Genomic DNA, 24,471 nt, shown 5'->3' with positions numbered 1-24,471 from the left:
CGTATACGGGCTGGTGTGGCTTCACACCGGCCCGTTTTGCATTCATTCACGTCCGTTGCTCGTGTCCGATTCCGCTGTGTCCCCGTTCATTCCCGCGCCGCTCCGGTGCGGCCGGTTCGAACTGACGTTCGAACGCCCGCTCGTGATGGGCATCCTTAACGCCACGCCCGATTCGTTTTCCGACGGCGGCCGCTTCCTCGCGCGCGACGATGCGCTGCGCCAGGCCGAGCGGATGATTGCCGACGGCGCGGACCTGCTCGATATCGGCGGCGAATCGACGCGCCCCGGCGCGCCACCCGTGCCGCTCGACGAGGAACTCGCGCGCGTGATTCCGCTCGTCGAGGCGCTGCGGCCGCTGAACGTGCCGCTGTCGATCGATACCTACAAGCCGGCCGTGATGCGTGCGGCGCTGGCCGCCGGCGCGGACCTGATCAACGACATCTGGGGGTTCCGCCAGCCGGGCGCGATCGACGCGGTGCGCGAGGGCAACAGCGGGCTGTGCGCGATGCACATGCTCGGCGAGCCGCAGACGATGCAGGTCGGCGAGCCCGACTACGGCGACGTCGTGGCCGACGTGCGCGATTTTCTCGCCGCGCGCGCCCAGGCGCTGCGCGACGCGGGGGTGGCGGCGGAGCGCATTTGCGTCGATCCCGGCTTCGGGTTCGGCAAGGCGGTCGTCGACGACAACTATGCGTTGCTGGCCGCGTTGCCGGACACGGCGCCCGCGCGCCCCGACGGGCGCGCCTATCCGATTCTCGCGGGCATGTCGCGCAAGTCGATGCTCGGTGCGGTGATCGGCGGCAAGCCGCCGATGGAGCGCGTCGCGGCGAGCGTCGCGGCCGCGTTGTGCGCGGTCGAGCGCGGTGCCGCGATCGTGCGCGTGCACGACGTCGCGGCGACGGTCGATGCGCTCAAAGTCTGGAATGCCGTGCGCGTAGCCGCGCGGCAACGATAAGCAAGTCAGAAAAACGAAGGAGGAAGGACCCCATGGGACGTCGATATTTCGGCACGGACGGCATTCGCGGCACGGTGGGCGAAGCGCCCATCACGCCGGATTTCGTATTGCGTCTCGGCTATGCGGCCGGCAAGGTACTGGCCGGCTCGGCCGACGTCGCGGCGGGCTCGCGTCCGACGGTGCTGATCGGCAAGGACACGCGCGTGTCGGGCTACATGCTCGAAGCCGCGCTCGAGGCCGGATTCTCGGCGGCCGGCGTCGACGTGATGCTGGCCGGCCCGATGCCGACGCCCGGCGTCGCGTACCTGACCCGCGCGCTGCGCCTGTCGGCCGGTGTCGTGATCAGCGCGTCGCACAACCCGTATCACGACAACGGCATCAAGTTTTTCTCGGCGGACGGCAACAAGCTGCCCGACGACACCGAAGCCGCGATCGAAGCGTGGCTCGACAAGCCGCTCGAATGCGCGGCGTCCGACGGTCTCGGCAAGGCGCGTCGCCTCGACGACGCGGCCGGCCGCTACATCGAATTCTGCAAGAGCACGTTCCCGGCCGCGTTCGATCTGCGCGGGCTGAAGCTCGTGATCGATTGCGCGCACGGCGCCGCGTACCAGATCGCGCCGCACGTATTCCACGAACTCGGCGCGGACGTCATTCCGATCGGCGTGGCGCCGAACGGCTTCAACATCAACGACGGCGTCGGCGCGACCGCGCCGGACGCGCTGGTGCGCGCGGTGCGGGCGAACCACGCCGATCTCGGCATCGCGCTCGACGGCGATGCCGACCGCCTGCAAGTGGTCGACGCGACCGGCCGGCTGTACAACGGCGACGAACTGCTCTACGTGCTCGTGAAGGATCGGATCGCGACCGACGGCAAGGTCGACGGCGCGGTCGGCACGCTGATGACGAATCTCGCCGTCGAAGTCGCGCTGCAGCGCGAGGGCGTGAAGTTCGTCCGCGCGGCGGTCGGCGACCGCTACGTGCTCGAGCAGTTGCGCGAGCACGGCTGGCAGCTTGGCGCGGAAGGGTCGGGCCACATCCTGTCGCTCGACCGGCATTCGACCGGCGACGGCATCGTGTCGGCGCTGCTCGTGCTGGCCGCGCTGAAGCGCAGCGGTCGCACGCTCGCACAGATGCTCGACGGCGTCACGCTGTTCCCGCAGAAGCTAATCAACGTGCGGATGAAGCCGGGCGCCGACTGGAAGGGCAGCGCGTCGATTCGCGCCGCGATCGATGCCGCCGAAGCCGCGCTTGCCGGTAGCGGGCGCGTGCTGATCCGCGCATCGGGTACGGAGCCCGTGCTGCGCGTGATGGTCGAAGCGCAGCAGGCGGCCGATGCGGCGCGCCATGCGGAGGCGATTGCCGACGCAGTGCGGGCGGCGACGAGCTGATCCATGTCAGCGGCGCGCGGTGGTTCGACCGCCCGCGTGCCGGCTCTGACGAATTTGCGTGCGGCACCTTCGGGCGCCGTGATTTTGTCGGACGCGAAGGTTTGCCGTACTGATAGAGGTGACCTTCCGCCCACGCAGTCTTCCGCTCAAATCACGCATCCGACCCCGGAAGCCGGCCTGCCGCCGCACCCGGCTTCCTGTCCGGCTGACGCTGCGCCACGACGTCCCGCACATCGGTGAAAACAGCGTCGCTCCCGCCCTCCGATGCAGGCAATTCTTGCCGCCATCACCGCCGCTGCGCCCCCGGCGCGCCACCCGATACTCCCTTTCAACCAGTCATGTTACTGTCACGCCAGTTTCATCGATTGTCACATTACCGTCATGAGCAGCCCCTAACCTTCGCGGTGCCGTAGTCATCCGCTCACACACTGGAGGTCTCATGAAATTGATGCAAACCGCGATTGCCGGCCTGGCTGGCGCGCTTTTCGCCGTCGCCGCCCACGCTGCCGACATCACGGGCGCAGGTAGCACGTTCGCGATGCCGATCTATACGAAATGGGCTGCCGACTACCAGCAGTCCGGCGGTTCGAAGGTCAACTACCAGGGCATCGGTTCGTCGGGCGGCCTGAAGCAGATCGTCGCGAAGACGGTCGATTTTGCCGGTTCGGACGCTCCGCTGAAGGACGAAGAACTCGCGAAGGAAGGCCTGTTCCAGTTCCCGACGGTGGTCGGCGGCGTGGTGCCGGTCGTCAACGTGCCGGGCGTGAAGGCCGGCGAACTGACGCTGTCGGGCCCGGTGCTCGGCGACATCTACCTCGGCAAGATCAAGAAGTGGAACGACCCGGCGATCGCCGCGCTGAACCCGAAGGTCAAGCTGCCGGATACGGACATCGCCGTGGTCCGCCGCGCCGACGGTTCGGGCACGAGCTTCATCTGGACGAACTACCTGTCGAAGGTCAACGACGAGTGGAAGTCGAAGATCGGCGAAGGCACGACGGTCAACTGGCCGACGGGCACGGGCGGCAAGGGCAACGACGGCGTCGCGGCCTTCGTGCAGCGCCTGCCGGGCGCGATCGGCTACGTCGAATGGGCGTACGCGAAGAAGAACAACATGGTCTACACGGCCCTGAAGAATTCGACGGGCACGGTGGTCGAGCCGAAGACGGAAACGTTCAAGGCCGCGGCGGCAGGCGCGAACTGGTCGAAGTCGTTCTACCAGATCCTGACGAACCAGCCGGGCAAGGAAGCCTGGCCGGTCGTCGGCGCGACGTTCGTGCTGCTGCACGCGAAGCAGGACAAGCCGGAGCAGGGCGCGGAAACGCTGAAGTTCTTCAGCTGGGCGTTCAAGAACGGCGAGAAGGCTGCCGACAGCCTCGACTACATCTCGCTGCCGGCGACGGTCGAGACGGAAATCCGCAAGCAATGGAAGACGAAGGTGACGGACGCGTCGGGCAAGCCGGTCGCCGCCGAGTAAGCGATCCAGCGGTTCGCTGCCCGGCCGCGCCGGTCGGGCAGTGTGTGCGGTAAGGCCGGGCGTTACGGCGCCCGGCGATCCAAAGCAGGCACCCATGTCTGATATTTCATACACGTCCTCACGATCGCCCGACACCGCGCAGCAGCGCGCGCCGAGCCGTCTCGGGGATGTCCTGTTCGGCGGCCTTGCGCGGCTCGCCGCGATCGTGACCCTGCTGCTGCTCGGCGGGATCATCGTTTCCCTGATCATTGCGTCGATGCCGACCATCCAGAAGTTTGGCCTCGGCTTCCTGTGGCAATCCGAGTGGGACCCCAACTCGGACATTTACGGCGCACTCGTACCGATCTACGGCACGCTCGTGACGTCGCTGATCGCACTCGTCATCGCGGTGCCCGTCAGCTTCGGCATCGCGCTGTTCCTCACCGAGCTGGCGCCCGTGTGGCTGCGCCGTCCGCTCGGCATCGCAATCGAGCTGCTCGCCGCGATTCCGTCGATCGTGTACGGCATGTGGGGCCTGCTCGTGTTCGCGCCGATCTTCGCCGAATACTTCCAGAAGCCGATCGGCCGGCTGTTCAAGGACGTGTGGGTGCTCGGCCCGCTGACGTCCGGCGCGCCGATCGGCATCGGCATCCTCGCGGCCGGCGTGATCCTCGCGATCATGATCATCCCGTACATCGCGTCGGTGATGCGCGACGTGTTCGAGGTCACGCCGGTGCTGTTGAAGGAATCGGCATACGGAATCGGCTGCACGACCTGGGAAGTGATGTGGAAGGTCGTGCTGCCCTATACGAAGACCGGCGTGATCGGCGGCGTGATGCTCGGCCTCGGCCGCGCGCTCGGCGAAACGATGGCCGTGACCTTCGTGATCGGCAACACGAACCTGCTCGACAGCGTGTCGCTGTTCGCGCCGGGCAACAGCATCACGTCGGCGCTCGCGAACGAATTCGCGGAAGCGCAACCGGGCCTGCATACGTCCGCGCTGATGGAACTCGGGCTGATCCTGTTCGTGATCACGTTCATCGTGCTGTCCATCTCCAAACTGCTGCTGCTTCGTCTCGAGAAGGGAGAGGGCAAGAAATGAGCGAGCCCATCATGAATTTCCCGGGGCCGGACGGCGCCGTGCTCGACGCGATGCGCAACCGCCTGCAGCGCAAGCGCAAGGCCATCAACGCGATCGCGCTCACCGCATCGCTCGCCGCGATGGCATTCGGCCTGCTGTGGCTCGTGTGGATTCTCTACACCACGGTGCACCTCGGCGTCGGCGGCCTGTCGCTGCAACTGTTCACCGAATCGACGCCGGCGCCGAACACGGAAGGCGGCGGTCTCGCGAACGCGATCGTCGGCAGCCTGCTGCTGTGCGGCTTCGGCACGCTGGTCGGCACGCCGATCGGCATCCTCGCGGGCGTCTATCTCGCCGAATACGGGCAGAAGAACCTGCTGGCGAGCACGATCCGCTTCATCAACGACATCCTGCTGTCGGCGCCGTCGATCGTCATCGGCCTGTTCGTGTACGCGATCGTCGTCGCGAAGTCGGGGCGCTTCTCGGGCTGGGCCGGCGTGATCGCGCTCGCGCTGCTGCAGATTCCGATCGTGATCCGCACGACCGAGAACATGCTGAAGCTCGTGCCGAACGCGCTGCGCGAAGCGGCCGTCGCGCTCGGCACGCCGAAGTGGCGGATGGTGCTGAAGATCACGCTGCGCGCGTCGGTCGGCGGGATCGTGACGGGCGTGCTGCTCGCGGTCGCGCGGATTGCCGGCGAAACGGCGCCGCTGCTGTTCACCGCGCTGTCGAACCAGTTCTTCTCGGTCGACATGAGCCAGCCGATGGCGAACCTGCCCGTCACGATCTACAAGTTCGCGATGAGCCCGTTCGCGGAGTGGCAGTCGCTCGCGTGGGCGGGCGTGTTCCTGATTACGCTCGGGGTGCTCGGACTGAACGTCCTGGCGCGCTCGATCTTCTCGAAAAAGTAACGGCGGAGCAATCCGATGAATATGGCAGAAAGCCACCTGAATCCCGTCGAGCGCACTGCTGCGCCCGCCGGCACGCAAGACGCGGCGCACGGCCGTCCGCTCGCGCCGCTGAACGCGAAGATCGAGGTCAACAACCTCAACTTCTTCTACAACAAGTTCCACGCGCTGAAGAACATCAACCTGCGCATTCCCGAAGGGAAGGTGACGGCGTTCATCGGTCCGTCGGGCTGCGGCAAGTCGACGCTCCTGCGCACGTTCAACAAGATGTTCGCGCTCTATCCGGAGCAGCGCGCCGAAGGCGAAATCCTGATGGACGGCGAGAACCTGCTGACGACGAAGCGCGACATCTCGCTGCTGCGCGCGCGGATCGGCATGGTGTTCCAGAAGCCGACGCCGTTCCCGATGTCGATCTACGACAACATCGCGTTCGGCGTGAAGATGTTCGAAAAGCTCACGCGTTCGGAAATGGACGACCGCGTCGAGTGGGCGCTCACGAAGGCCGCGCTGTGGAACGAAGTGAAGGACAAGCTCGGCCAGAGCGGCTACGGGCTGTCGGGCGGCCAGCAGCAGCGCTTGTGCATCGCGCGCGGCATCGCGATCCGGCCGGAAGTGCTGCTGCTCGACGAACCGTGCTCGGCGCTCGACCCGATCTCGACGGGCCGCATCGAGGAGCTGATCGCGGAGCTGAAGAGCGACTACACGGTCGTGATCGTCACGCACAACATGCAGCAGGCCGCGCGCTGCTCGGATTACACGGCCTACATGTACCTGGGCGAGCTGATCGAGTTCGGCGAAACCGAAAAGATCTTCATCAAGCCGGTGCGCAAGGAAACGGAAGACTACATCACCGGCCGCTTCGGCTGATGACGGAGAACAACAGTCATGTCGGATAAACATCTGTCGAGCCAGTTCGACGCGGACCTGAATGCCGTGTCGTCGAAAGTGCTGGAAATGGGCGGACTCGTGGAGTCGCAGATCGTCGGCGCGATGCACGCACTGAACGAATTCGATCGCGAGCGGGCCGAGAAGGTGATCGCGGCCGAGGAAACGCTGAACGCGATGGAAGTGGAGATCGACCAGGAATGCGGCAACATCATCGCGCGGAGGCAGCCTGCCGCGCGTGACCTGCGTCTTTTGATGTCGATTTCGAAAACGATTACGAACCTCGAGCGCGCCGGCGACGAAGCGGAGAAGATCGCGAAGCGCGTGCGCCGCCTGATCGACGAGCCGGCCGCGCGCACGGTCAACATCGCCGAGATCAAGGTGTCGGGCGAGATGGCCGTGACGATCCTGCGCCGCGCGCTCGACGCGTTCGCGCGCCTCGATACGGTGGCCGCCGCGCAGATCGTCAAGGACGACAAGGAGATCGACCAGGAATTCCGTGCATTCGTGCGCAAGCTCGTGTCGTACATGCAGGAAGATCCGCGCACGATCTCGGTCGGCCTCGAATACCTGTTCATCGCGAAGGCGATCGAACGGATCGGCGACCACGCGAAGAACATCGCCGAATTCATCATCTACATCGTGAAGGGCACCGACGTGCGGCACCAGCCGCGCGACACGCTCGATCGCGAAGCCAACAGTTAATCGACTCCGTACAGGAAGAACAGAGGTGCCGATGCCCAGCAACATTCTCGTCGTTGAAGATGAGCCCGCGATTTCCGAACTGATCTCGGTGAATCTCCAGCACGCCGGTCACTGCCCGATCCGCGCGTACAACGCCGAACAGGCGCAGAACCTGATCAGCGACGTGCTGCCCGATCTCGTGCTGCTCGACTGGATGCTGCCGGGCAAGTCCGGTATCGCGTTCGCGCGCGACCTGCGCAACAACGAACGGACCAAGCATATCCCGATCATCATGCTCACCGCCCGCGGCGACGAGCAGGACAAGGTGCTCGGCCTCGAAATCGGCGCGGACGACTACGTGACGAAGCCGTTCTCGCCGAAGGAGCTGATGGCGCGCATCAAGGCCGTGCTGCGCCGCCGCGCGCCGCAGCTGACCGAGGACGTCGTGTCGATCAACGGGTTGCGCCTCGATCCGGCCACGCATCGCGTCGCCGCGCACGGGGACGGCAGCGAGATCAAGCTCGATCTCGGCCCGACCGAGTTCCGCCTGCTGCATTTCTTCATGACGCATCCGGAGCGCGTGCACAGCCGCACGCAATTGCTCGACCAGGTGTGGGGCGACCACGTGTTCGTCGAGGAGCGCACCGTCGACGTCCACATCAAGCGATTGCGCGCGGCCTTGAAACCGGCCGGCTGCGATGCGATGATCGAAACCGTGCGCGGCAGCGGCTACCGTCTCGCCAAGCACGCGTAACGTACTCGGGCGTGCCGTGTGCCGCGGCATGCCGTTCATTCTTTCGGACGCTGAATCATGAACATCATCTGGGCGCGCTTTCTGGTGTCGCTCGTGCTGCTCGTGCTGATCGGCGTATTGGTCGGCGTGTTCGCCGGCCCGACCGCGGGCCTCGTGTTCGTGGTCGTGATGCTGGTCGCGCAGGGCTTTTTCAGCACCTTCCATACGCAGCGTCTGTGGCGGCTGCTCGATGCGCCGGTCTACGGCGAAGTGCCGAGCGCGCCGGGCATCTGGGGCGAGATCTACTATCGGCTGCACAAGCTCGCGAAGCAATGGCATGCGCAGGTGCGGCAGGTCGAACAGCAGCACTCGCGCTTCATCCAGGCGATCCAGGCGTCGCCGAACGGCGTCGCGATGCTCGACGACCACGACCAGATCGAGTGGTGCAACGCGATCGCCGAAGTCCATTTCGGCCTCGATGCGAAGCGCGACCTGCGCCAGCACATCACGAACCTCGTGCGTCATCCCGATTTCGTCCGCTACCTGAATGCGCAGCACTACGAGGACACGCTGCTGATGCGCGGCATGGGCGATTCGCGGCAGAACGTGCTGGCCGTGCAGGTGTTTCCGTACGGCGAGAACCGCAAGCTGCTGCTCACGCAGGACATCACCGAGCTCGAGCGCACCGACGCGATGCGGCGCGACTTCGTCGCGAACGTGTCGCACGAGCTGAAGACGCCGCTTACCGTGCTGTCGGGCTTTCTGGAGACGATGCGCGAGCTGCCGCTGAACGAGGAGGATCGCGCGCGCTATCTCGACATGATGGAGCAGCAGGCGTCGCGGATGCGGCACATCGTGACCGACTTGCTGGTGCTCGCGAAGCTCGAAGGCGAGAGCAAGCCGCCGGTCGATCGCGCGATCGACATGCGGGCGGTGTTCGACCATCTGAAGGAAGATGCGAACACGCTGTCGAACGGGCATCACGACATCACGTTCTCGATCGACGAGACGCTCGGGGTCACCGGTGCGCAGACGGAGCTGTTCAGCGCGTTCGCGAATCTCGTCACGAACGCGATCCGCTATACGCCGGACGGCGGCAAGATCGCCGTGTCGTGGCGGCGCGACGGCGCGCAGGGCGTGTTTTCCGTCACGGACAGCGGCTTCGGGATCCCGGCCGCCGACCTGCCGCGGCTCACCGAGCGCTTCTACCGGGTCGATCGCAGCCGTTCGCGCGACACGGGCGGCACGGGCCTCGGGCTCGCGATCGTCAAGCACGTGCTGCAGCGGCACGACGCGCATCTGTACGTGCAGAGCGAGGAAGGGCGCGGCAGTACGTTCACCGCGCGGTTCCCGGGCTCGCGCGTCATCGCGATCCGGCCGGCCGCTTACGAAGCATGATCGCGTAGCGGCCCGCCGTTGAAAAAAGCAGCCCGCGGGCTGCTTTTTTCATTCCGGCGCGACGCGCGACCCGCATCGCGCGGGCGGCTCACGAACAGAACTTCGCGAGCAATCCGAGCTGCGCGTTGCGGATCGTCTTGCCGGTGCGGCGGCGGCGATAGTGGCCGTCGCTGTGCATCTGCCAGGCCGACTGGTTGTCGCCGAGGCACACCGACAGCCCTTCGGCGATCACGCGACGCTTGAGCCTGCGATCGCGGATCGGGAACGCGACTTCGACGCGGCGGAACAGGTTGCGGTCCATCCAGTCGGCGCTCGACAGATAGACGTCCTCGGCGCCGCCCGCGTGGAAATAGTAGATGCGGTGGTGCTCGAGGAAGCGGCCGACGATCGAGCGCACCGTGATGTTTTCCGACAGCCCCGGCACACCGGGCTTCAGCGCGCAGACGCCGCGCACGATCAGGTCGACCTTGACGCCGGCCTGCGACGCTTCGTACAGCGCGGCGATCACCGACGGCTCCAGTAGCGCGTTCATTTTCGCGACGATCCGCGCGCGCTTGCCGGCCTGCGCATTGTCGATCTCCGCGCGGATCGAATCGATGATGCGCGGATGCAGCGTAAACGGCGACTGCCACAGTTCGTGCAGCGTCAGTTCGCCGCCGATCCCGGTCAGTTGCTGGAATACGTGATGAACGTCCTCGCAGATCTTCTGGTCGGCCGTCATCAGCCCGAAGTCGGTGTACAGGCGTGCGGTGCGCGGATGGTAGTTGCCGGTGCCGAGGTGCACGTAGCGGCGCAGCGACGCCTTGCCGCCCTCGACGACGCGGCGCACGATCAGCATCATCTTCGCGTGGCACTTGTGACCGACCACGCCGTATACGACGTGCGCGCCGACCGCTTCGAGCTGCGATGCCCAGTTGATGTTGGTTTCCTCGTCGAAGCGCGCGAGCAGCTCGACGACGACGGTCACTTCCTTGCCGTTGCGCGCGGCTTCCATCAGCGCGTCCATCAGCGGCGAGTCGGTGCCGGTGCGGTAGATCGTCTGCTTGATCGCGACGACGCTCGGGTCTCTCGCGGCCTGCTGCAGCAGTTCGAGCACGGGCTGGAAGCTCTCGTACGGGTGGTGCAGCAGGATGTCGCCGGCGTCGATCGCGTCGAACATCGTCGGCGCGTTGGCGATTGCCGCGGGGGTCGACGCGGTGAACGGCGTGAACTTCAGGTCGGGACGATCGACGAGGTCGGGAATCTGCATCAGGCGCACGAGATTCACGGATCCAGCCACGCGATAGCAGTCCTTGTCGCCGAGCTCGCTTTCGTCGAGCAGGCGCCGCACGATGTGCGCCGGCGTGTCGGCCGACACTTCGAGGCGCACCGCATTGCCGAGGTGGCGCGCGGGCAATTCACCCTGCAACGCGACACGCAGGTTCGTGATTTCGTCTTCGTCGACGAACAGCTCGCTGTTGCGCGTGATGCGGAACTGATTGCAGCTCTTCACGACAAGTTGCGGGAAGAGTTCGCCGACGAAGCGCTGCATGAACGAGCTCAGCAGCACGAAGCCGTGCTCGAAACCCGACAGCGCATGCGGCATGCGCACGACGCGCGGCAGCGCGCGCGGCGCCTGCACGATGCCCATCACGGCCTGGCGGCCGAACGCGTCGCGGCCTTCGAGCTCGACGACGAAGTTCAGGCTCTTGTTCAGCACGCGCGGGAACGGGTGGGCCGGATCGAGGCCGATCGGCGTCAGCACGGGCAGCAGTTCGTCGAGGAAGTAGCGCCGCGCCCATTCGAGCTGCTCGTCGTTCCACGTGTCGCTCGCGTGGAAGTAGATGCCTTCCTGTTCGAGCGCCGGCAGCACGGTTTCGTGCAGCATCGTGTACTGTCGATGGACGAGCCGCTGGGCGCGCTCGACGACGAGATCGTAAGCGTGCTGCAACGACATGCCGTCGGGCGTCAGCGCGCCGGGGTTGTCGCGAATCTGCTCCTGCAGGCCGGCCATCCGGACTTCGAAGAATTCGTCGAGATTGCTGCTGGTGATGCAGATGAAACGCAGGCGCTCGAGCAACGGGACATGCGGATCGGCCGCCTGGGCCAGCACGCGCTCGTTGAAACCGAGGATGCCGAGTTCACGATTGAGAAGCGGGTAACGGACGGACATCGGCAGGGTAGAGGGTAATTCAGGCGATGATTCGAACAGACGCTCGGAAACTCTCACGGTACGATGACGTGCTGATGACAATAATGCCTTTATATCCGGAAATTCTACGCCGTAACCCTTTCGTCGCATAAATGTTTCGGCTATATGGAGTCGAGCGGCGTGCATGCCCGTCAAGCGTGGCAACGGCAAGCGTTCCACGCTTAAAATGTCGCCTTTGATTGACCGCCCTCGGTTGCCGGAACGGCTGCCGCGGAAGAACGCGCACGGAGCCCCTTCTGATGGTTACAACTCCCCACTTGCTGGCTGCCGTGGATCTCGGCTCGAACAGCTTCCGGCTGATCGTCGGGCGCGTCGAGGAAACGCCGGCCGGCAGCCAGATCTATCCCGTCGATGCGCTGCGCGAGCCGGTTCGGCTGGCCGCGGGGCTGTCGAGCGACAAGATGCTCGACCGCGCGTCGCAGGAGCGTGGCTGGGAGGCGCTCAAGCGGTTCGGCGAGCGCCTGCGCGATTTCCATCCCGACCATGTGCGCGCGGTGGCGACCAACACGCTGCGCGTCGCGAAGAACGCCGCCGAATTTCTCGGCGAGGCCGAGGCGGCGCTCGGTTTCCCGATCGAAGTGATCGCGGGCCGCGAAGAAGCGCGCCTCATCTATGCGGGCGCCGCGCACTCGGTGCCGGCGAGCGCCGGCAAGCGGCTCGTCGTCGATATCGGCGGCGGTTCGACCGAATTCATCATCGGCTCGCACTACACGCCGATCGTGATGGAAAGCCTCTATATCGGCTGCGTGAGCCATAGCCGCACGTTCTTCCCGGCCGGCAACGTCGACGAATACACGATGCGGCAGGCCGAACTCGCGGCCAAGCGCGAGATCCAGATCATTTCGAGCGAGTACAAGAAGGCCGGCTGGGACCAGGCGATCGGCTCGTCCGGCACCGCGCGCGCGCTCGCGGAGCTCGTCGAGGCGAACGGCTTCAACGATCCGGGTATCACGCACGGCATTTCGCGCGGCGGCCTCGAGCGGCTCAAGCGTGCGCTGATCAAGGCGGAGAATGTCAACCGGCTGAAGCTGATCGCGCTGAAGCCCGACCGCGTGCCGGTGCTCGCGGGCGGCCTCGCGATCATGCTGGCGGTATTCGAGGAGCTGGGTGTCGACTACGTCGATACGACCGACGGCGCGCTGCGCCTCGGCGTGCTGTACGACCTGCTTGGCCGGACGCAGCACGAGGACATGCGGGCGGTGACCGTCGAGGGTTTCACGCGCCGCTACGGCGTCGATCGCGCGCAGGCCGAGCGGATCGGTGCGCTCGCCGTGCGCTTCTACGACGAGCTGGAGGAAGGCGACGAGGAAGCGCGCGAGGAAGGGCGGATGTTCCTCGGCTGGGCGGCCGCGTTGCACGAAATCGGCCTGTCGATCTCGCACAGCGCGTATCACAAGCATTCGGCCTATATCGCGAGCAATGCGGACATGCCGGGTTTTTCGCGTACCGACCAGGCGCGGCTCGCGGCGCTCGTGCTCGGCCATGCGGGCAAGCTCGGCAAGCTGTCTCAGGCGCGCGAGGTCGAGTGGCCGCTGCTGTTCTGTCTGCGGCTCGCTGCGCTGCTGTGTCGGCGCCGGACCGATGCGGGGCTGCCCGACATCTCGGTTTCGCAGATGAAGAAGGGCGGGTACGAGGTGCGTTTGCCGAACGCATGGGTCGAGCAGAACCCGTTGACCGACTATAGCCTCAGCCAGGAGGCGGCGGAGTGGGAGAAGGTCGGTATTCCGTATCGGGTGGTGTATACCGGCGCGTGAGGGGCGATAGCGGGCCCCGCAAGGCGCTCGAGGTCCCGTGGTCATGGGTGATCCGCGGCGGCGCCCGTCAGGCGCGCCCGCGGGTTCGTGCTGCCGATTTGCTCAATCCGACGAGCAGACGATCGCGGTCAGGAACGGGAACGCCTGCTTGACGGTTGCGTCGCTGCCGGCCTTGCGTACGGCTTCCTCCACCGAACCCTTCGTGCCGCGTACGACGACGCCGTAGGCCCAGTCGCCGATCGGCGTGCCGTCGCCCGGACGGAAGATCGGGTCGTTCGCCTGGTAGCCGAGCACGACATAGACGCCGAAGCCGTACGCCGTCAGCGGGTGGTTCGTGCGGAATGCATTGACCGAATTCGACTCGACGTGCATCGGCTCCGACTGGATGTCGCCGGCGGCGAGCAGCGGCGCGACGAACTTGTGCCCGGTCGAATGGCAGTCGAGCGCGTCGTCGAGCGCTTTCGCCGACGCAGTGCCGGCGGTGGTCGCAAGCACGAGTAGCGACGCACACAGGGCGGTTTCCAGAATGTTGTTTTTCATGCGCGGTTGCGGGTTGTTCACACGTATTATCGCGTGTTCCAGCAAGTTCCGTGCGCGGGCCTGGGTGGGGAGGCGCGGGCGCGTCGATGCGGCGGGTGGTCCGTGCCGGGCCGTACTGCTGCGGACACGGAAAACGGGTGTGCGATTCGAGGGCCGGGAAAAAAGCGCCCGTCAACGTAAATGGGGCTACAGTCGTCAACCGGAACCCCTTGATTCCTTGGTCGGAGCGAAAGGGTTCGAACCTGCGGCTCTCTGATTCCGAGTCGAACGATGAGCGATAGCGAGAAAAAGCAGCGGGCGGGCAAGGACGCTAGTTGTCGCCCCGCCAGTGCAGCCACGGGCCGTTTATCGGTAGCGGCGAGCGGCGACCGAGTCGCATTGCGGGTCAAGCGCCACGGCATCGATCGGTGTCCGGTGCGCGTGTCCCAAGATAATCGGACGCGCCCATATTCGCGCCTTCGCGTACAGGGCGTGGCGTGCCGCGACGGATACGATTGGCATATTCCGCGATGAGCAATTACTGAATTCCCCGCCCTACGTTATTGCTGATGCTCAAGCGCGACTCAGAGAATTTCTCACTAACGATTTACTGTCGCCGATTGCGTCTAAACGCGAGCCCCCGCATCTCGAGCATCTGTCCGGTGCGGCCGCCGGAATCATGATTGCACGGACACTCGACTACATCGCGATTTGGAAATGTATATGAAAGGAAATTGTGTTGAATGAGTAATAAATGACGGCGCTACGCGCATTAAGCCCGGCCTCTCGCAGACGAGTGTATGAATTTTTGTCAGATCATAGTGTTGTTTTCACGGTCAAGATACATTCTCAAGGCCTGTCGGTATCGCTAAAATTGCGGCGACATAACGGGAAGCCGTTCCTGTGAGAGCGCAGGCCATTGGGGCTTGCAAAAAACAACAAGATGGATAACGCATGAACATGACCGAAGTGGCTCAGGCAATTCGTGGCGGCCTGATCCAGCAAGATCGCCTGCTCAAGACGAGCATCCCATCGCTGCCGGAGAATGCGCTTGTCCCGCGTCGGGCGGTGACTTACTCCGAGCTTGGCCGTGACTTCGGTGTCACGCTCGACATGGTATCCACAGCAGGTGATATTGAGCTCAAAACGCTGATTGCTCAGCCGATGACCCTTTGGTTGCAGCAAGCGAACAAGTCTTATTTACCGATCAACGGATACATTCATACAGCTCGCAGACTCGGTACTGACGGAGGCCTTTCAAGCTATCAGTTGGCCTTCGCTTCATGGATGCATTTCCTAAAGTTCCGCAGCGATATGCGGTACTGGCAGGACCAGAGCGTTGACGCCATCCTCACCGATGTATTCAATGCGCATCCACAAGCGCGGGGACAATTCGAATTCGCCTTGCTGAAGACGTTACCCTCGCGCTCGTACTGCCGTCAGAGTGAAACCGATTGGAATTTTGTCCATCGATTGATGGAAGAAGAAGGCTTGTTCGGTTTTTGGCGCCAGGACAACGAGGGGAAGTCACACAGGCTCATCGTAACCGATGACATTTACTCGCTTGATGAGGTATCTCCCAATCCAGTCGAGTTCTCCAAATCAGGCGCGACTGGCGAAACGGATGCTTTTACGCAATGGGCAGGCTCGCGGACATTGCAGAGTACCGTACATACTACGCGTACGTTTGACTACAAGGCACCATCGTCTATTGCCAACCCGAAAGGTACGACGCTGCCGACGATGGCCGGTCAAGGAAATTTGCCGGAACAGACGGAAGTCTACGAATATACCGGCGCCTACACGTATCTGAACCGGGATCGCGGTGAACATCTCTCGAAGATTCATCTAGAGGAATGGGAATCGAGAGCGAAGAGATTTCTTGGCATGGGGGGCGTTCGGGCCATTGATGCCGGCCGCCGTTTTGTACTGATTGGCCATCCTGAGCACGATCGTGATCAAGCCGGGCACCGAGAATTCGCATCGATCAAAGTGCGTCGGTACGTTGAAAACAATCTGCCGCTATCGAATCACGAAGCGAGCTTTCCATATAGCTTGCAGAGCGAACTAGCACAGGCAAAGTTTGAGCAATCGGGTGAGATCGTCACTCATGAAGATGGCTCGGCCGGTTTTTATCTGGTCGAAGTCGAGGCGCAGCGTGTCACAGTTCCGTATCGGAGTCCCTTCGAACACAAGAAGCCGACGATGGAGTTGGAGACGGCAATCGTCGTCGGGCCGCAGGGCGAAGAGGTGTATACGGACGCATTGAACCGCGTCAAGGTCATGTTCGTGTGGGACCGTCAAAGTTCAGGGGGCGCGAATGCCTCGTGCTGGGTGAGAGTCGCACAATCGGATACGGGCGGAGGTTACGGGAGCGTACACGTTCCGAGAGTCGGGGAGGAAGTGCTGGTTGGCTATGTCGGAGGTGACTGTGACAGGCCCATCGTGCTGCATCGCGTTTACAACGGGAGCGTTCAGCCGCAATGGCACAGCAATGGCATCCTGTCGGGCTACCGATCGAAAGAGTATGCAGGTGCTGGCTACAACGAGATGGTCCTGGACGACGCTACTGCGCAGAATCGTGTTCGGCTGTTCAGCAGCAGTTCGAACACGCTCCTCCACCTCGGCTATCTCATCGATCAGGACGGTAACACCCGCGGCCCCTATCTCGGCAGCGGTTTCGATTTGAAATCGGACGCTCACGGCGCAATTCGTGCGGCGCAGGGGCTTTTCGTCTCAAGCTACGACGCATCGGTCAAACAGCCCATGGATGCGCGTCACGCGACCAGCCAGCTCGTCAATGCGGAAAGCGTTGTCCAGTCGCTTTCTGATGCAAGTGCAGGGCATCGCGCTGAGAGTCTCAGCGCAGGCTATGATGCGTTGCGTGCATTTACCGACGCGACGCAGGCAAGTGTTGCCGGCACTTCTACCGGAGGTCGCACCGCCGGTGGCGGTACCGGCAGTGCGAACGGTTTCAAGGCCCCGATCATGTTGTTCGCGAGCCCGGCCGGTATCGCGACATCAACGCAACAGTCGACGCAGATCACGGCTGACCAGCATGTAAATATCGTCAGCGGTGAAAGCACGCATCTGGCTGCAGGGAAATCATTGATCGCAAGCGTGGCCGAAAAAGTCAGCCTATTCGTTAAGAATGCGGGGATGAAGCTATTCGCAGCAAAGGGTAAGGTAGAAATCCAGGCGCAGTCGGATAATGTCGAGATTATCGCCGATCAGGTTCTGAAACTGATCAGCGCAAAGCGTCGGATCGAGATCACCGCCGCCGAGGAAATCCTGCTCAACGCGCGCGGTAGTTATATCCGAATCAGCGGTGCAGGAATCGAGCATGGTACGCCCGCGCAATGGACCGCCTATGCAGGCAACCATGCGCTGCCGGGCCCGAAGTCGCTACCTGTCGTCGTACCCGGTTTTGACATGCCCAAAGCATTCAGCAACCGACTCGATGTCTATGATATCTACTGGCAGAGAGAATTCGGCGAGGTCGAATATACGGCGCGACGGGAGAATGGTGAGGTGGTCGCTCAGGGTACTCTCGATGAGCATGGTCGCACGCCACGCTTGACGACCGACCAACCCGAGACCCTCCAGGTACTCGTCGGCACTCAAGGGTCCTGGCTAGTCGAATCGGTAGCCCCATCGTCCAGCGATTCCGGCGAAGCTACTCCAGACGATCCGGATCATTACGTCAATCACAGCGCCTGAACGCCATTCGAGCCAATCCGGAAAAATCATGACCGCCCCGAATACCAACACTGATCCTCTGTCCGCCGTAACGGTCTATTTCAAGGATCACTTTGGCCGACCGATCCAGGATTTGAAAATCGAGATCAAGGGTATGGAAGACCGCGCGAATCAGGTCTATCACGCCGCATCGACAAATGCGGAGGGTGCCATCCGGTTCTCGGTTCAAATGGGCACTGCGCTATCTGTGCATGTGAAGCGTTGGACTAGCGATACGATGAAGGAAGTCGCGCGTTTGAACGCGTCTCTGTCCCAGGCCTACTTCAATCTGACCAGTCCGAAGACCAAGCATGAGTTGCCGACCAAAGTCGACGATACGGCGAAAGGCAATTACTGGCGCGGCACTTACGTTGTCAAGTCGCACGACAATCTGACGACAATCGCGAAGAAATATCATACGAGCGTTGATTTGCTCAAGCGGGTGAACGGACTGAAATCAGACCTCATCGTCGTAGGCCAAAAATTGAAGGTCCCCCCGGCCGAGACTCGGAAATCGGATGAGCCGACGCCAAAGAAACCAAATCCACCGGGTAGCCCACCGCAGAACGATCATCCGAACAACGATAGCGGAGCCCCGACTTCGGTACCTCGTCAGGGCGCTGCACCTATAATTTTTCCGATACAAACCCGCCCGCTAAATGACGAGGGTGGCGTATACGGAACGACGTCGTCGGACTATACATGGACCAAACCTTTACATGGCGGTGGTCATGATCAAGCAAGATTTGGTGCGAATCGCGCTGGCGGTCGGAAGCATGCGGCCCGCGACCTTTACGTGCAGGCACACACTCCGATCGTAGCGATTGCACCGGGTGTTGTTATCAAATGCGAATTTTTCTATTGCCAAACTTGGCAAATCAGTATTCATCACAAGACCTCTGATGGCCGAGAGTTTATCGCTTTGTACGGCGAAGTCGATCCATCGTCCACAAAGGTGAAAATCGGAGACACAGTAAGCCAGGGGCAAGTTCTTGCTAACAGCGGAGTGCTGTTGAAGGGCAACGGTACCCCGCTGCATGTCGTCGGAAGCGAAAATGTGTCGATGCTCCATTTCGAGACGTATTCGGGCGCTCTCGGATTCGATCCCCACTCGAAACTGAATGGATCATCGTTGGCCGCTCCGTTCCAGCGTCGCAGCGACTTGATCGATTCGCTTGCGATTCTGCAGGAGGGCTACAAGGCGACATTTCTCGATGCCCCTCCTCTCAAGCCTACTGGTCAACGGATCCCGATAGCGCAATTGAAAATTTCGGATCAAGGCAAGGCATTTATCAAGGGGTGGGAGGGTGTGCACTATGACACTGCGAAGGCAAATACTTACTATTACAACGACAGTAAGGGCTACTGCACGGTTGGCTGGGGTCACCTGATTGCCGAAAGCAGTTGTGCGGCGAACGGGTACATTGCAATGTCGAGCAAGATAACCGTTGCTGAGGCTCAGACACTTTTTGACAACGATGTCGCGGTGATCGAAGGTCGTGTCAAGAATGCGATCAGCGTACCGCTCTACCAGCACGAGTACGATGCACTGGTCTCGCTCGCCTTTAACATGGGCAGTCTGAGCAAAGCGCCAAGTCTGTGTCGTAAACTGAACAACGGTGACTACACTGGAGCACCTGTCGAATTCCTGGATATCGAAAACAAGACGCGCCGCGAACGAGAGCACGACATGTTTTGCCTAGGCACTTACAATTCCAACCATTAAACGAACGATGTCTTTTTTCATGAAGAAAATCACACTGAGCTTAATCCTCCTGATGTCGGTGGTCTTTGGGCCGGCGCATGCATCGGCCGAGGAAATATATCGAATGATAGGTGCAGCGCAGTTCGAACAAGGACATGACACACACCAGTTGCCCTTTCCGGTCAATCCCCAGACCGCAGCTTTTCTCACTTTCGATGACAGTGCGTTTGCACTTCATTACACCGGGCACAGTTGCAACGTAAAGATCGACAAGAAAATGAACTTCTATGTCGACCCGGTCATCTCTCACTCGTTCGGTTCCAGAGACAAATTCAATGCCTTTCTGAGCGCGAAGTTCCATGCGAAAGGCGCGGCGCTGACGGATACCTATATTCTGGGTGATGTCGACGCACCGCTCTGCTCGGGCCTCCGATCTGCGATGATCTATCGATCGCAGGACGAGATGGTGCTGCTCGACGGTTCTTGGGCGTACGCCTTCGCGCGTCAGACCCATGCGCCAGCAAATGCGGAGCAAAGTTTCGACTGCAGTAAAGCCGCAACGAATGTCGAACACCTTATATGCAAGAATCCAGATCTGATTAAACTCGATGCGACCGTCAATCGTGGCTACGTTGCGATGATGCTGACCAATTCGAAAGAAATTTCATACCAAGATCCAGTGAGACTGAATCAAATCAACTGGATCAAGACAGTACGGAATTCCTGTAGTGATAACGCGTGTTTGATGAAGGCATATAACGGCCGCATAGCCTACATCAAAGGTAGGATAGCAAGCACCTACCCGTCTTATCCCGACGAGGAATCCAATCAAGAAGGTGATTGATGCGCGCGCACCTCTGTCCAGACAACACGCAGAAACTCGTTCTCAACTTTGTTGAGGTGCAAAATGGCACTAGCTATCATCGTGGTCGGAGATATGACATCGCATGGGGGGCGCGTGATCAGCGGCTCGGATATCCATACGATTGGAGGTAAGGCGATTGCTCGTCTGCATGATCTCGTTGACTGCCCAGAGAAATATCCCGATGGCAAATCGCACGGCATTAACAAGATCATTGAAGCACATCCAACATTGACAATTGGCGGCGAGCGTGTCGCGCTACATGGCCACCACACCGAATGCGGTTGCATGTTGATTGGCAGCACCGCTACGCAGGTCGGAGACTAGTGTCACCTCGGTGATCGACTTAGCTCGGATTTACATGCCGGATTGTGGACCGTGAGCAGGCGTGCGGGCCCGATCCGGTGTGGCGTCCGGTCTGCAGTAAGCGAGTCTCCAGCACCGTCTCGACGGCCTGACCAGAAATTGCCAAAGTAGTCCCCACCACTTCAAGTAGCGGGGACTACTTTGACAACAGAAGCACCAAAGAGGATTGGCCGCAAAGGCATCCCGAATCACCCGCTCGAATTCCGGCGCGAGATGGCCAGGCTGGCATGCGAGCCCGGCGTGTCGGTCGCGCGCCTGGCAATGGAGCACGGCCTGAATGCGAATCTGGTGTTCAAATGGCGCCGTTCGTTGCGGGCCGGCGAATACGATTCGGCTGGACTGCTACCGGTGAAAGTGGAGACGCCGCTTGCCGAGACTACGCCGCTGGTGCCGGTGTCGCCGCCGACCACGATACCGACCGGCGCGATTGAGATCAACGTAGGCAACGCCCATGTCCGCATCGAAGGCGCTCCGAACGAGAGTACGTTGACGCTGGTGCTGCACATGTTGCGCGGCATGCCGGGGATGGCAGCGTGATCGGTTTGCCGAGTCGAACTCGCGTCTGGTTGGCTGCAGGCGTGACCGACATGCGCTGCGCCTGGCGGCTAAGGTCCAGACCGTGCTGGAGCGAGATCCGTTCAGCGGGCACGTGTTCGTGTTTCGTGGCCGGCGGGGCGATCTGGTCAAAGTGCTGTGGAGGAGCGGCGACGGCATGTGTCTGCTGATGAAACGCCTGGAGCGTGGGCGCTTCATCTGGCCGCGCGCCGATGGCGGCGTGGTCTGCCTGAGTCAGGCCCAGTTATCGATGCTGCTCGAAGGCATCGACTGGCGGCAGCCGGTGCGTACGACCGAGCCGAGTTCGGCGTTGTAAACCTCCCGGCGCCCGCGTAAACTGCGGGCCTGACCACGGCCAACGCCTATCCGGATGACATCGAAGCGCTCAAAGCCTTGTTGCTTGAGCGCGATGCGCGCATCGGTCATCTGGAAGATCTGGTCCAATCACACGAAGCCGTGGCGGCCACGGGCAAGGCCGAGATCGAGCACCTGAAGCTGTTGATCGCGAAGCTGCGCCGTATGGCATTCGGGCGCAGCTCCGAGAAACTGGATCGCCAGATCGAGCAGCTCGAACTGAAACTGGAAGATCTCGAAGTCGACGAAGGCGCTGCGCCCATCGAGATTCCCAAGGCACCGCGCACGGTACCGGAACAGATACAACGCAAGCCGCTGCCGGAGTATCTGCCGCGCGACATACGAACGTACCTGCCGGAGTCCGACGAAACCTGCAAGGCGTGCGGTGGCGCGATGACGCCGCTCGGCGAAGACGTGTCCGAGCAACTGGAGTACGTGCAGCTTCCGCGTGATTCGCCATGTTCGACCGAAACTGGCGTGCACCTGTTGCGATCAGATCGCACAGGCGGCAGCGCCAAGCCGCCCCATCGAACGGGGTCAGGCCGGCCCGGGACTACTTGCGCATGTGCTCGTGGCGAAGTTCAACGATCACCTGCCGTTGTACCGCCAGTCGGCGATCTACGCCCGAGAAGGCGTGGAACTGGATCGCTCGTTGCCGGCGAAATGGGTGGGGCACAGTGCCAAGCTACTGCAACTGCTGGTCGATGCGCTGCGCCTGCATGTAATGGCAGCCACGAAGCTGCACGCCGACGATACGCCAGTTCCGGTGCTCGCGCCGGGCAATGGCAAGACGAAAACCGGGCGGCTGTGGGTCTATGTGCGCGATGACCGATACTCGGGCGACAAGGCGCCACCGGCAGTCTGGTTCGCCTACACCCCTGATCGCAAAGGCGAGCATCCGCAACAGCATCTGGCCAAGTTCAAGGGGACGCTGCAGGCCGATGCCTATGGCGGCTATCAGAAGATCTACGAGACCGGCAAGGTACTTGAGGCGGCTTGCTGGGCGCATGCCCGGCGCAAGTTCTACGATCTGTACGCGGCGCGGCCCAACGCGCTGAACAAGGAAGCGCTGGAACGCATCGGCGCGCTCTACGAGGTCGAAGAAGCGATCCGGGGCAAATCGCCAGACGAGCGGCAAGCGCACCGGCAGACGAACGCCAAACCATTACTCGAACAGTTCCATGTGTGGCTAAACGCCGCGCTGGCAACACTCTCGCGCAAATCGGACACGAATCAGGCCATCCCCTATGTCCTGAACCGGTGGGAAGCATTGACTCGCTACTGTGACGACGGACAATTGGAAATCGACAATCTGCCGGTCGAACGGGCACTGCGCGGCGTTGCCCTGGGCCGACGAAACTACCTGTTCGCCGGCGCGGATTCCGGCGGCGAACGTGCGGCCGCGATTTACAGCCTGATCGGCACGGCCAAGCTCAATGGTATCGATCCCGAGGCGTACCTGCGTCATGTCCTGGCGCGCATCGCCGCTCACCCGATCAACCGAATCGACGAACTGCTGCCCTGGACGGTGACCCCTCCCACGCCGTGAAGGGATAATGCCACTGATGCCCAGACCTCGGAGATCAGATGGCCAAGTCGTTCCAGCGCTATACCTTGCACGTGCAATTACTGTATATCCAACCGCCTATCTGGCGCCGGATCACAGTCGAAGGGCCCGACTCGCTGCGCAAGTTACACCACATTCTGCAAGCAGCCTTCGGATGGGAAAGCACACACATGCACGACTTCCTGATCGACGGCAAAACCTACGCCATGTTCGATGTCGATGCGGCACTAGAGTTCATGGATCGATCGAAGACATTCGACGACCGGAAAACCAAACTGAACAAAGTCCTGCGACCTGACTCGCACATTCTCTATCGCTATGACTTCGGAGACGGCTGGGATCACCAGATCGTGGTCGAAAGCGTTGAGACGATTGCAGACGAGTCGTGGGGCGAGTCCAGGGTGATCGATGGTGCTCGCGCTTGCCCACCGGAAGACGTCGGCGGTGCGCCAGGGTATGAAACGTTCCTGACCACGTTGCGCGACAGTCCTGACAGCGAAGAAGCGGATAACTATCGTCAATGGGTCGGCCCAGGATTCGACCCGGAGCTATTCGATTTGCGTGCTGCCAACGCCGCGTTGATGCGACTTGCGACCAATCGATGGGGTAATCGATAACTCCGTCACGACGGTGCTGGTGAGGCGCTTACGACATACCGGATGATGGAATCGCTGGGACACGCGGACACGATGCCGAACGTGACAAGGTTGGAGCGGAACGACGTGTATCAGCAGCAGCGACGCAATCTAGCGGCGAGCATTGACGGTACTGACAGCACGGCGCAGTTGATTCAGACCTATGGAACGGGTTCGAAGGCTGAGATCGCCAAAGCCTTGGAAAAGAACGAAGCGCACAAAAAGGATTTGCAGAAGCAGCTCAACGACGTGAATGCCAAGATTGCTGACAATAACAAGGGGCAAGTCATTCCAGGCGATATTCCGGGGCCGAAGACACTGATCTGTACTCTGGTTGCGCCAGACTCTCCAGCAGGAAAGTGGATGGACACTTATGTGCACAGCAAGATCATGGTCATCGATGACGTGTTTCTGACGCATGGTTCGGCAAACATCAACACGCGAAGCATGGAGGTGGATAGCGAGTTGAACATCTGCCACGAGCATGGCGATGTGAGCAGGGCTCTGCGGAAGAGGTTGTGGGCAATACATACGAAACCGGCTCCGTCTGAGGGGCAGGGAGCCGCGAGCGGTAATGACGTCAATAGTGCAGCGATAGGTGACAACATGACCGACGCATTCAATCAGTGGGTGAAGATCACGGATCGAAACAAACGCCTGCGAGGAAGCAATCTTCAGCCCTTGGCTGCGCTCGTCAGTTTTTCTTCCAATACGACAACACGAAGCAGGCTTGATTGATC

21 protein-coding genes and 1 pseudogene are annotated in these 24,471 nt (G+C 61.8%); 19 read left to right on the top strand and 3 right to left on the bottom strand.

What is annotated here, in order from left to right; all coding sequences use genetic code 11:
* The first annotated feature begins 13 nt into the window (after window positions 1-13).
* The 9 genes from folP to phoR all read left to right on the top strand — a co-directional run bounded on the left by folP (window position 14) and on the right by phoR (window position 9,485).
* Complete coding sequence (folP, locus tag LGM42_RS14900) at window positions 14-955, top strand: dihydropteroate synthase (protein WP_226232574.1); 942 nt, start codon at window positions 14-16, stop codon at window positions 953-955.
* Between the two features lie 32 nt (window positions 956-987).
* Window positions 988-2,343 carry a phosphoglucosamine mutase gene (gene glmM, locus LGM42_RS14895; protein WP_059573869.1) on the top strand — a complete coding sequence of 452 codons (1,356 nt, stop codon included), beginning with the start codon at window positions 988-990 and terminating at the stop codon, window positions 2,341-2,343.
* 439 nt (window positions 2,344-2,782) lie between these two features.
* Window positions 2,783-3,817: a phosphate ABC transporter substrate-binding protein PstS gene (pstS, locus tag LGM42_RS14890; RefSeq protein ID WP_059644229.1), complete on the top strand. Its 1,035-nt coding sequence runs from the start codon at window positions 2,783-2,785 to the stop codon at window positions 3,815-3,817.
* Window positions 3,818-3,911: 94 nt separating this feature from the next.
* Window positions 3,912-4,898, top strand: a complete 987-nt coding sequence (gene pstC / locus LGM42_RS14885; protein ID WP_060318064.1) for a phosphate ABC transporter permease PstC — start codon at window positions 3,912-3,914, stop codon at window positions 4,896-4,898.
* On the top strand, window positions 4,895-5,788 hold the full coding sequence (pstA, locus tag LGM42_RS14880; RefSeq protein WP_059573866.1) for a phosphate ABC transporter permease PstA: 894 nt from the start codon (window positions 4,895-4,897) through the stop codon (window positions 5,786-5,788). Before pstC ends, pstA begins: the two co-directional genes overlap by 4 nt.
* 15 nt (window positions 5,789-5,803) lie before the next feature.
* Window positions 5,804-6,652 (top strand): phosphate ABC transporter ATP-binding protein PstB, encoded by an 849-nt coding sequence (pstB, locus tag LGM42_RS14875; RefSeq protein ID WP_006490515.1) that lies wholly within the window; start codon window positions 5,804-5,806, stop codon window positions 6,650-6,652.
* An 18-nt stretch (window positions 6,653-6,670) separates the two neighbouring features.
* Complete coding sequence (phoU, locus tag LGM42_RS14870; RefSeq protein ID WP_059573864.1) at window positions 6,671-7,375, top strand: phosphate signaling complex protein PhoU; 705 nt, start codon at window positions 6,671-6,673, stop codon at window positions 7,373-7,375.
* 31 nt (window positions 7,376-7,406) lie between these two features.
* Window positions 7,407-8,108: a phosphate regulon transcriptional regulator PhoB gene (gene phoB / locus LGM42_RS14865; protein ID WP_006750313.1), complete on the top strand. Its 702-nt coding sequence runs from the start codon at window positions 7,407-7,409 to the stop codon at window positions 8,106-8,108.
* Window positions 8,109-8,165: 57 nt separating this feature from the next.
* Window positions 8,166-9,485, top strand: coding sequence for a phosphate regulon sensor histidine kinase PhoR (gene phoR, locus LGM42_RS14860; protein ID WP_059573863.1), 1,320 nt, complete (start codon window positions 8,166-8,168; stop codon window positions 9,483-9,485).
* A gap of 88 nt (window positions 9,486-9,573) precedes the next feature.
* Here phoR and ppk1 read toward each other — a convergent pair whose 3' ends face one another.
* Entirely contained in the window at window positions 9,574-11,637 is a 2,064-nt protein-coding gene (gene ppk1, locus LGM42_RS14855) for a polyphosphate kinase 1 (protein WP_059573862.1), read from the bottom strand.
* A gap of 278 nt (window positions 11,638-11,915) precedes the next feature.
* On the opposite strand from ppk1, the gene ppx reads away from it, so the two are divergent.
* Window positions 11,916-13,430 (top strand): exopolyphosphatase, encoded by a 1,515-nt coding sequence (gene ppx, locus LGM42_RS14850; protein ID WP_060011517.1) that lies wholly within the window; start codon window positions 11,916-11,918, stop codon window positions 13,428-13,430.
* A 102-nt stretch (window positions 13,431-13,532) separates the two neighbouring features.
* Here the strand turns inward: ppx and LGM42_RS14845 are convergent, their stop codons facing one another.
* Complete coding sequence (locus tag LGM42_RS14845) at window positions 13,533-13,970, bottom strand: hypothetical protein (protein WP_059574314.1); 438 nt, start codon at window positions 13,968-13,970, stop codon at window positions 13,533-13,535.
* A 933-nt stretch (window positions 13,971-14,903) separates the two neighbouring features.
* Here LGM42_RS14845 and LGM42_RS14840 point away from each other — a divergent pair.
* The 6 genes from LGM42_RS14840 (at window position 14,904) to tnpB (ending at window position 21,491) form a co-directional block, all read left to right on the top strand.
* Window positions 14,904-17,669: a type VI secretion system Vgr family protein gene (locus tag LGM42_RS14840; RefSeq protein ID WP_226232573.1), complete on the top strand. Its 2,766-nt coding sequence runs from the start codon at window positions 14,904-14,906 to the stop codon at window positions 17,667-17,669.
* Window positions 17,670-17,697: 28 nt separating this feature from the next.
* Entirely contained in the window at window positions 17,698-19,413 is a 1,716-nt protein-coding gene (locus tag LGM42_RS14835) for a glycoside hydrolase family protein (RefSeq protein ID WP_059573859.1), read from the top strand.
* Between the two features lie 19 nt (window positions 19,414-19,432).
* Window positions 19,433-20,236 carry a lysozyme inhibitor LprI family protein gene (locus LGM42_RS14830; protein ID WP_226232572.1) on the top strand — a complete coding sequence of 268 codons (804 nt, stop codon included), beginning with the start codon at window positions 19,433-19,435 and terminating at the stop codon, window positions 20,234-20,236.
* Between the two features lie 63 nt (window positions 20,237-20,299).
* Window positions 20,300-20,581, top strand: coding sequence for a PAAR domain-containing protein (locus tag LGM42_RS14825; protein ID WP_081066583.1), 282 nt, complete (start codon window positions 20,300-20,302; stop codon window positions 20,579-20,581).
* 180 nt (window positions 20,582-20,761) lie between these two features.
* The gene (tnpA, locus tag LGM42_RS14820) at window positions 20,762-21,157 is read left to right on the top strand and encodes an IS66-like element accessory protein TnpA (RefSeq protein ID WP_006477754.1); all 396 of its coding nucleotides are present in this window, start codon (window positions 20,762-20,764) and stop codon (window positions 21,155-21,157) included.
* A gap of 82 nt (window positions 21,158-21,239) precedes the next feature.
* A complete protein-coding gene (tnpB, locus tag LGM42_RS14815) occupies window positions 21,240-21,491 on the top strand; it encodes an IS66 family insertion sequence element accessory protein TnpB (protein ID WP_413227416.1) in 252 nt (83 codons plus the stop codon).
* Here tnpB and LGM42_RS14810 read toward each other — a convergent pair.
* Complete coding sequence (locus LGM42_RS14810; protein ID WP_226232596.1) at window positions 21,410-21,619, bottom strand: hypothetical protein; 210 nt, start codon at window positions 21,617-21,619, stop codon at window positions 21,410-21,412. The genes tnpB and LGM42_RS14810 overlap by 82 nt on opposite strands.
* Here LGM42_RS14810 and tnpC point away from each other — a divergent pair.
* The 3 genes and pseudogenes from tnpC to LGM42_RS14795 all read left to right on the top strand — a co-directional run bounded on the left by tnpC (window position 21,551) and on the right by LGM42_RS14795 (window position 24,469).
* Window positions 21,551-23,078 (top strand): annotated as a pseudogene (gene tnpC / locus LGM42_RS14805) (IS66 family transposase). The gene LGM42_RS14810 and the pseudogene tnpC overlap by 69 nt on opposite strands.
* A gap of 38 nt (window positions 23,079-23,116) precedes the next feature.
* Window positions 23,117-23,713 carry a plasmid pRiA4b ORF-3 family protein gene (locus tag LGM42_RS14800; RefSeq protein ID WP_226232571.1) on the top strand — a complete coding sequence of 199 codons (597 nt, stop codon included), beginning with the start codon at window positions 23,117-23,119 and terminating at the stop codon, window positions 23,711-23,713.
* A gap of 42 nt (window positions 23,714-23,755) precedes the next feature.
* Entirely contained in the window at window positions 23,756-24,469 is a 714-nt protein-coding gene (locus LGM42_RS14795; protein WP_226232570.1) for a phospholipase D-like domain-containing protein, read from the top strand.
* Window positions 24,470-24,471: the final 2 nt, after the last annotated feature.

This window comes from Burkholderia sp. AU39826, assembly GCF_020419965.1.
Taxonomy (GTDB): domain Bacteria; phylum Pseudomonadota; class Gammaproteobacteria; order Burkholderiales; family Burkholderiaceae; genus Burkholderia; species Burkholderia semiarida.
Note: the sequence above shows the minus strand (reverse complement) of the source record. Positions and strands in the feature narration are given on the sequence as shown.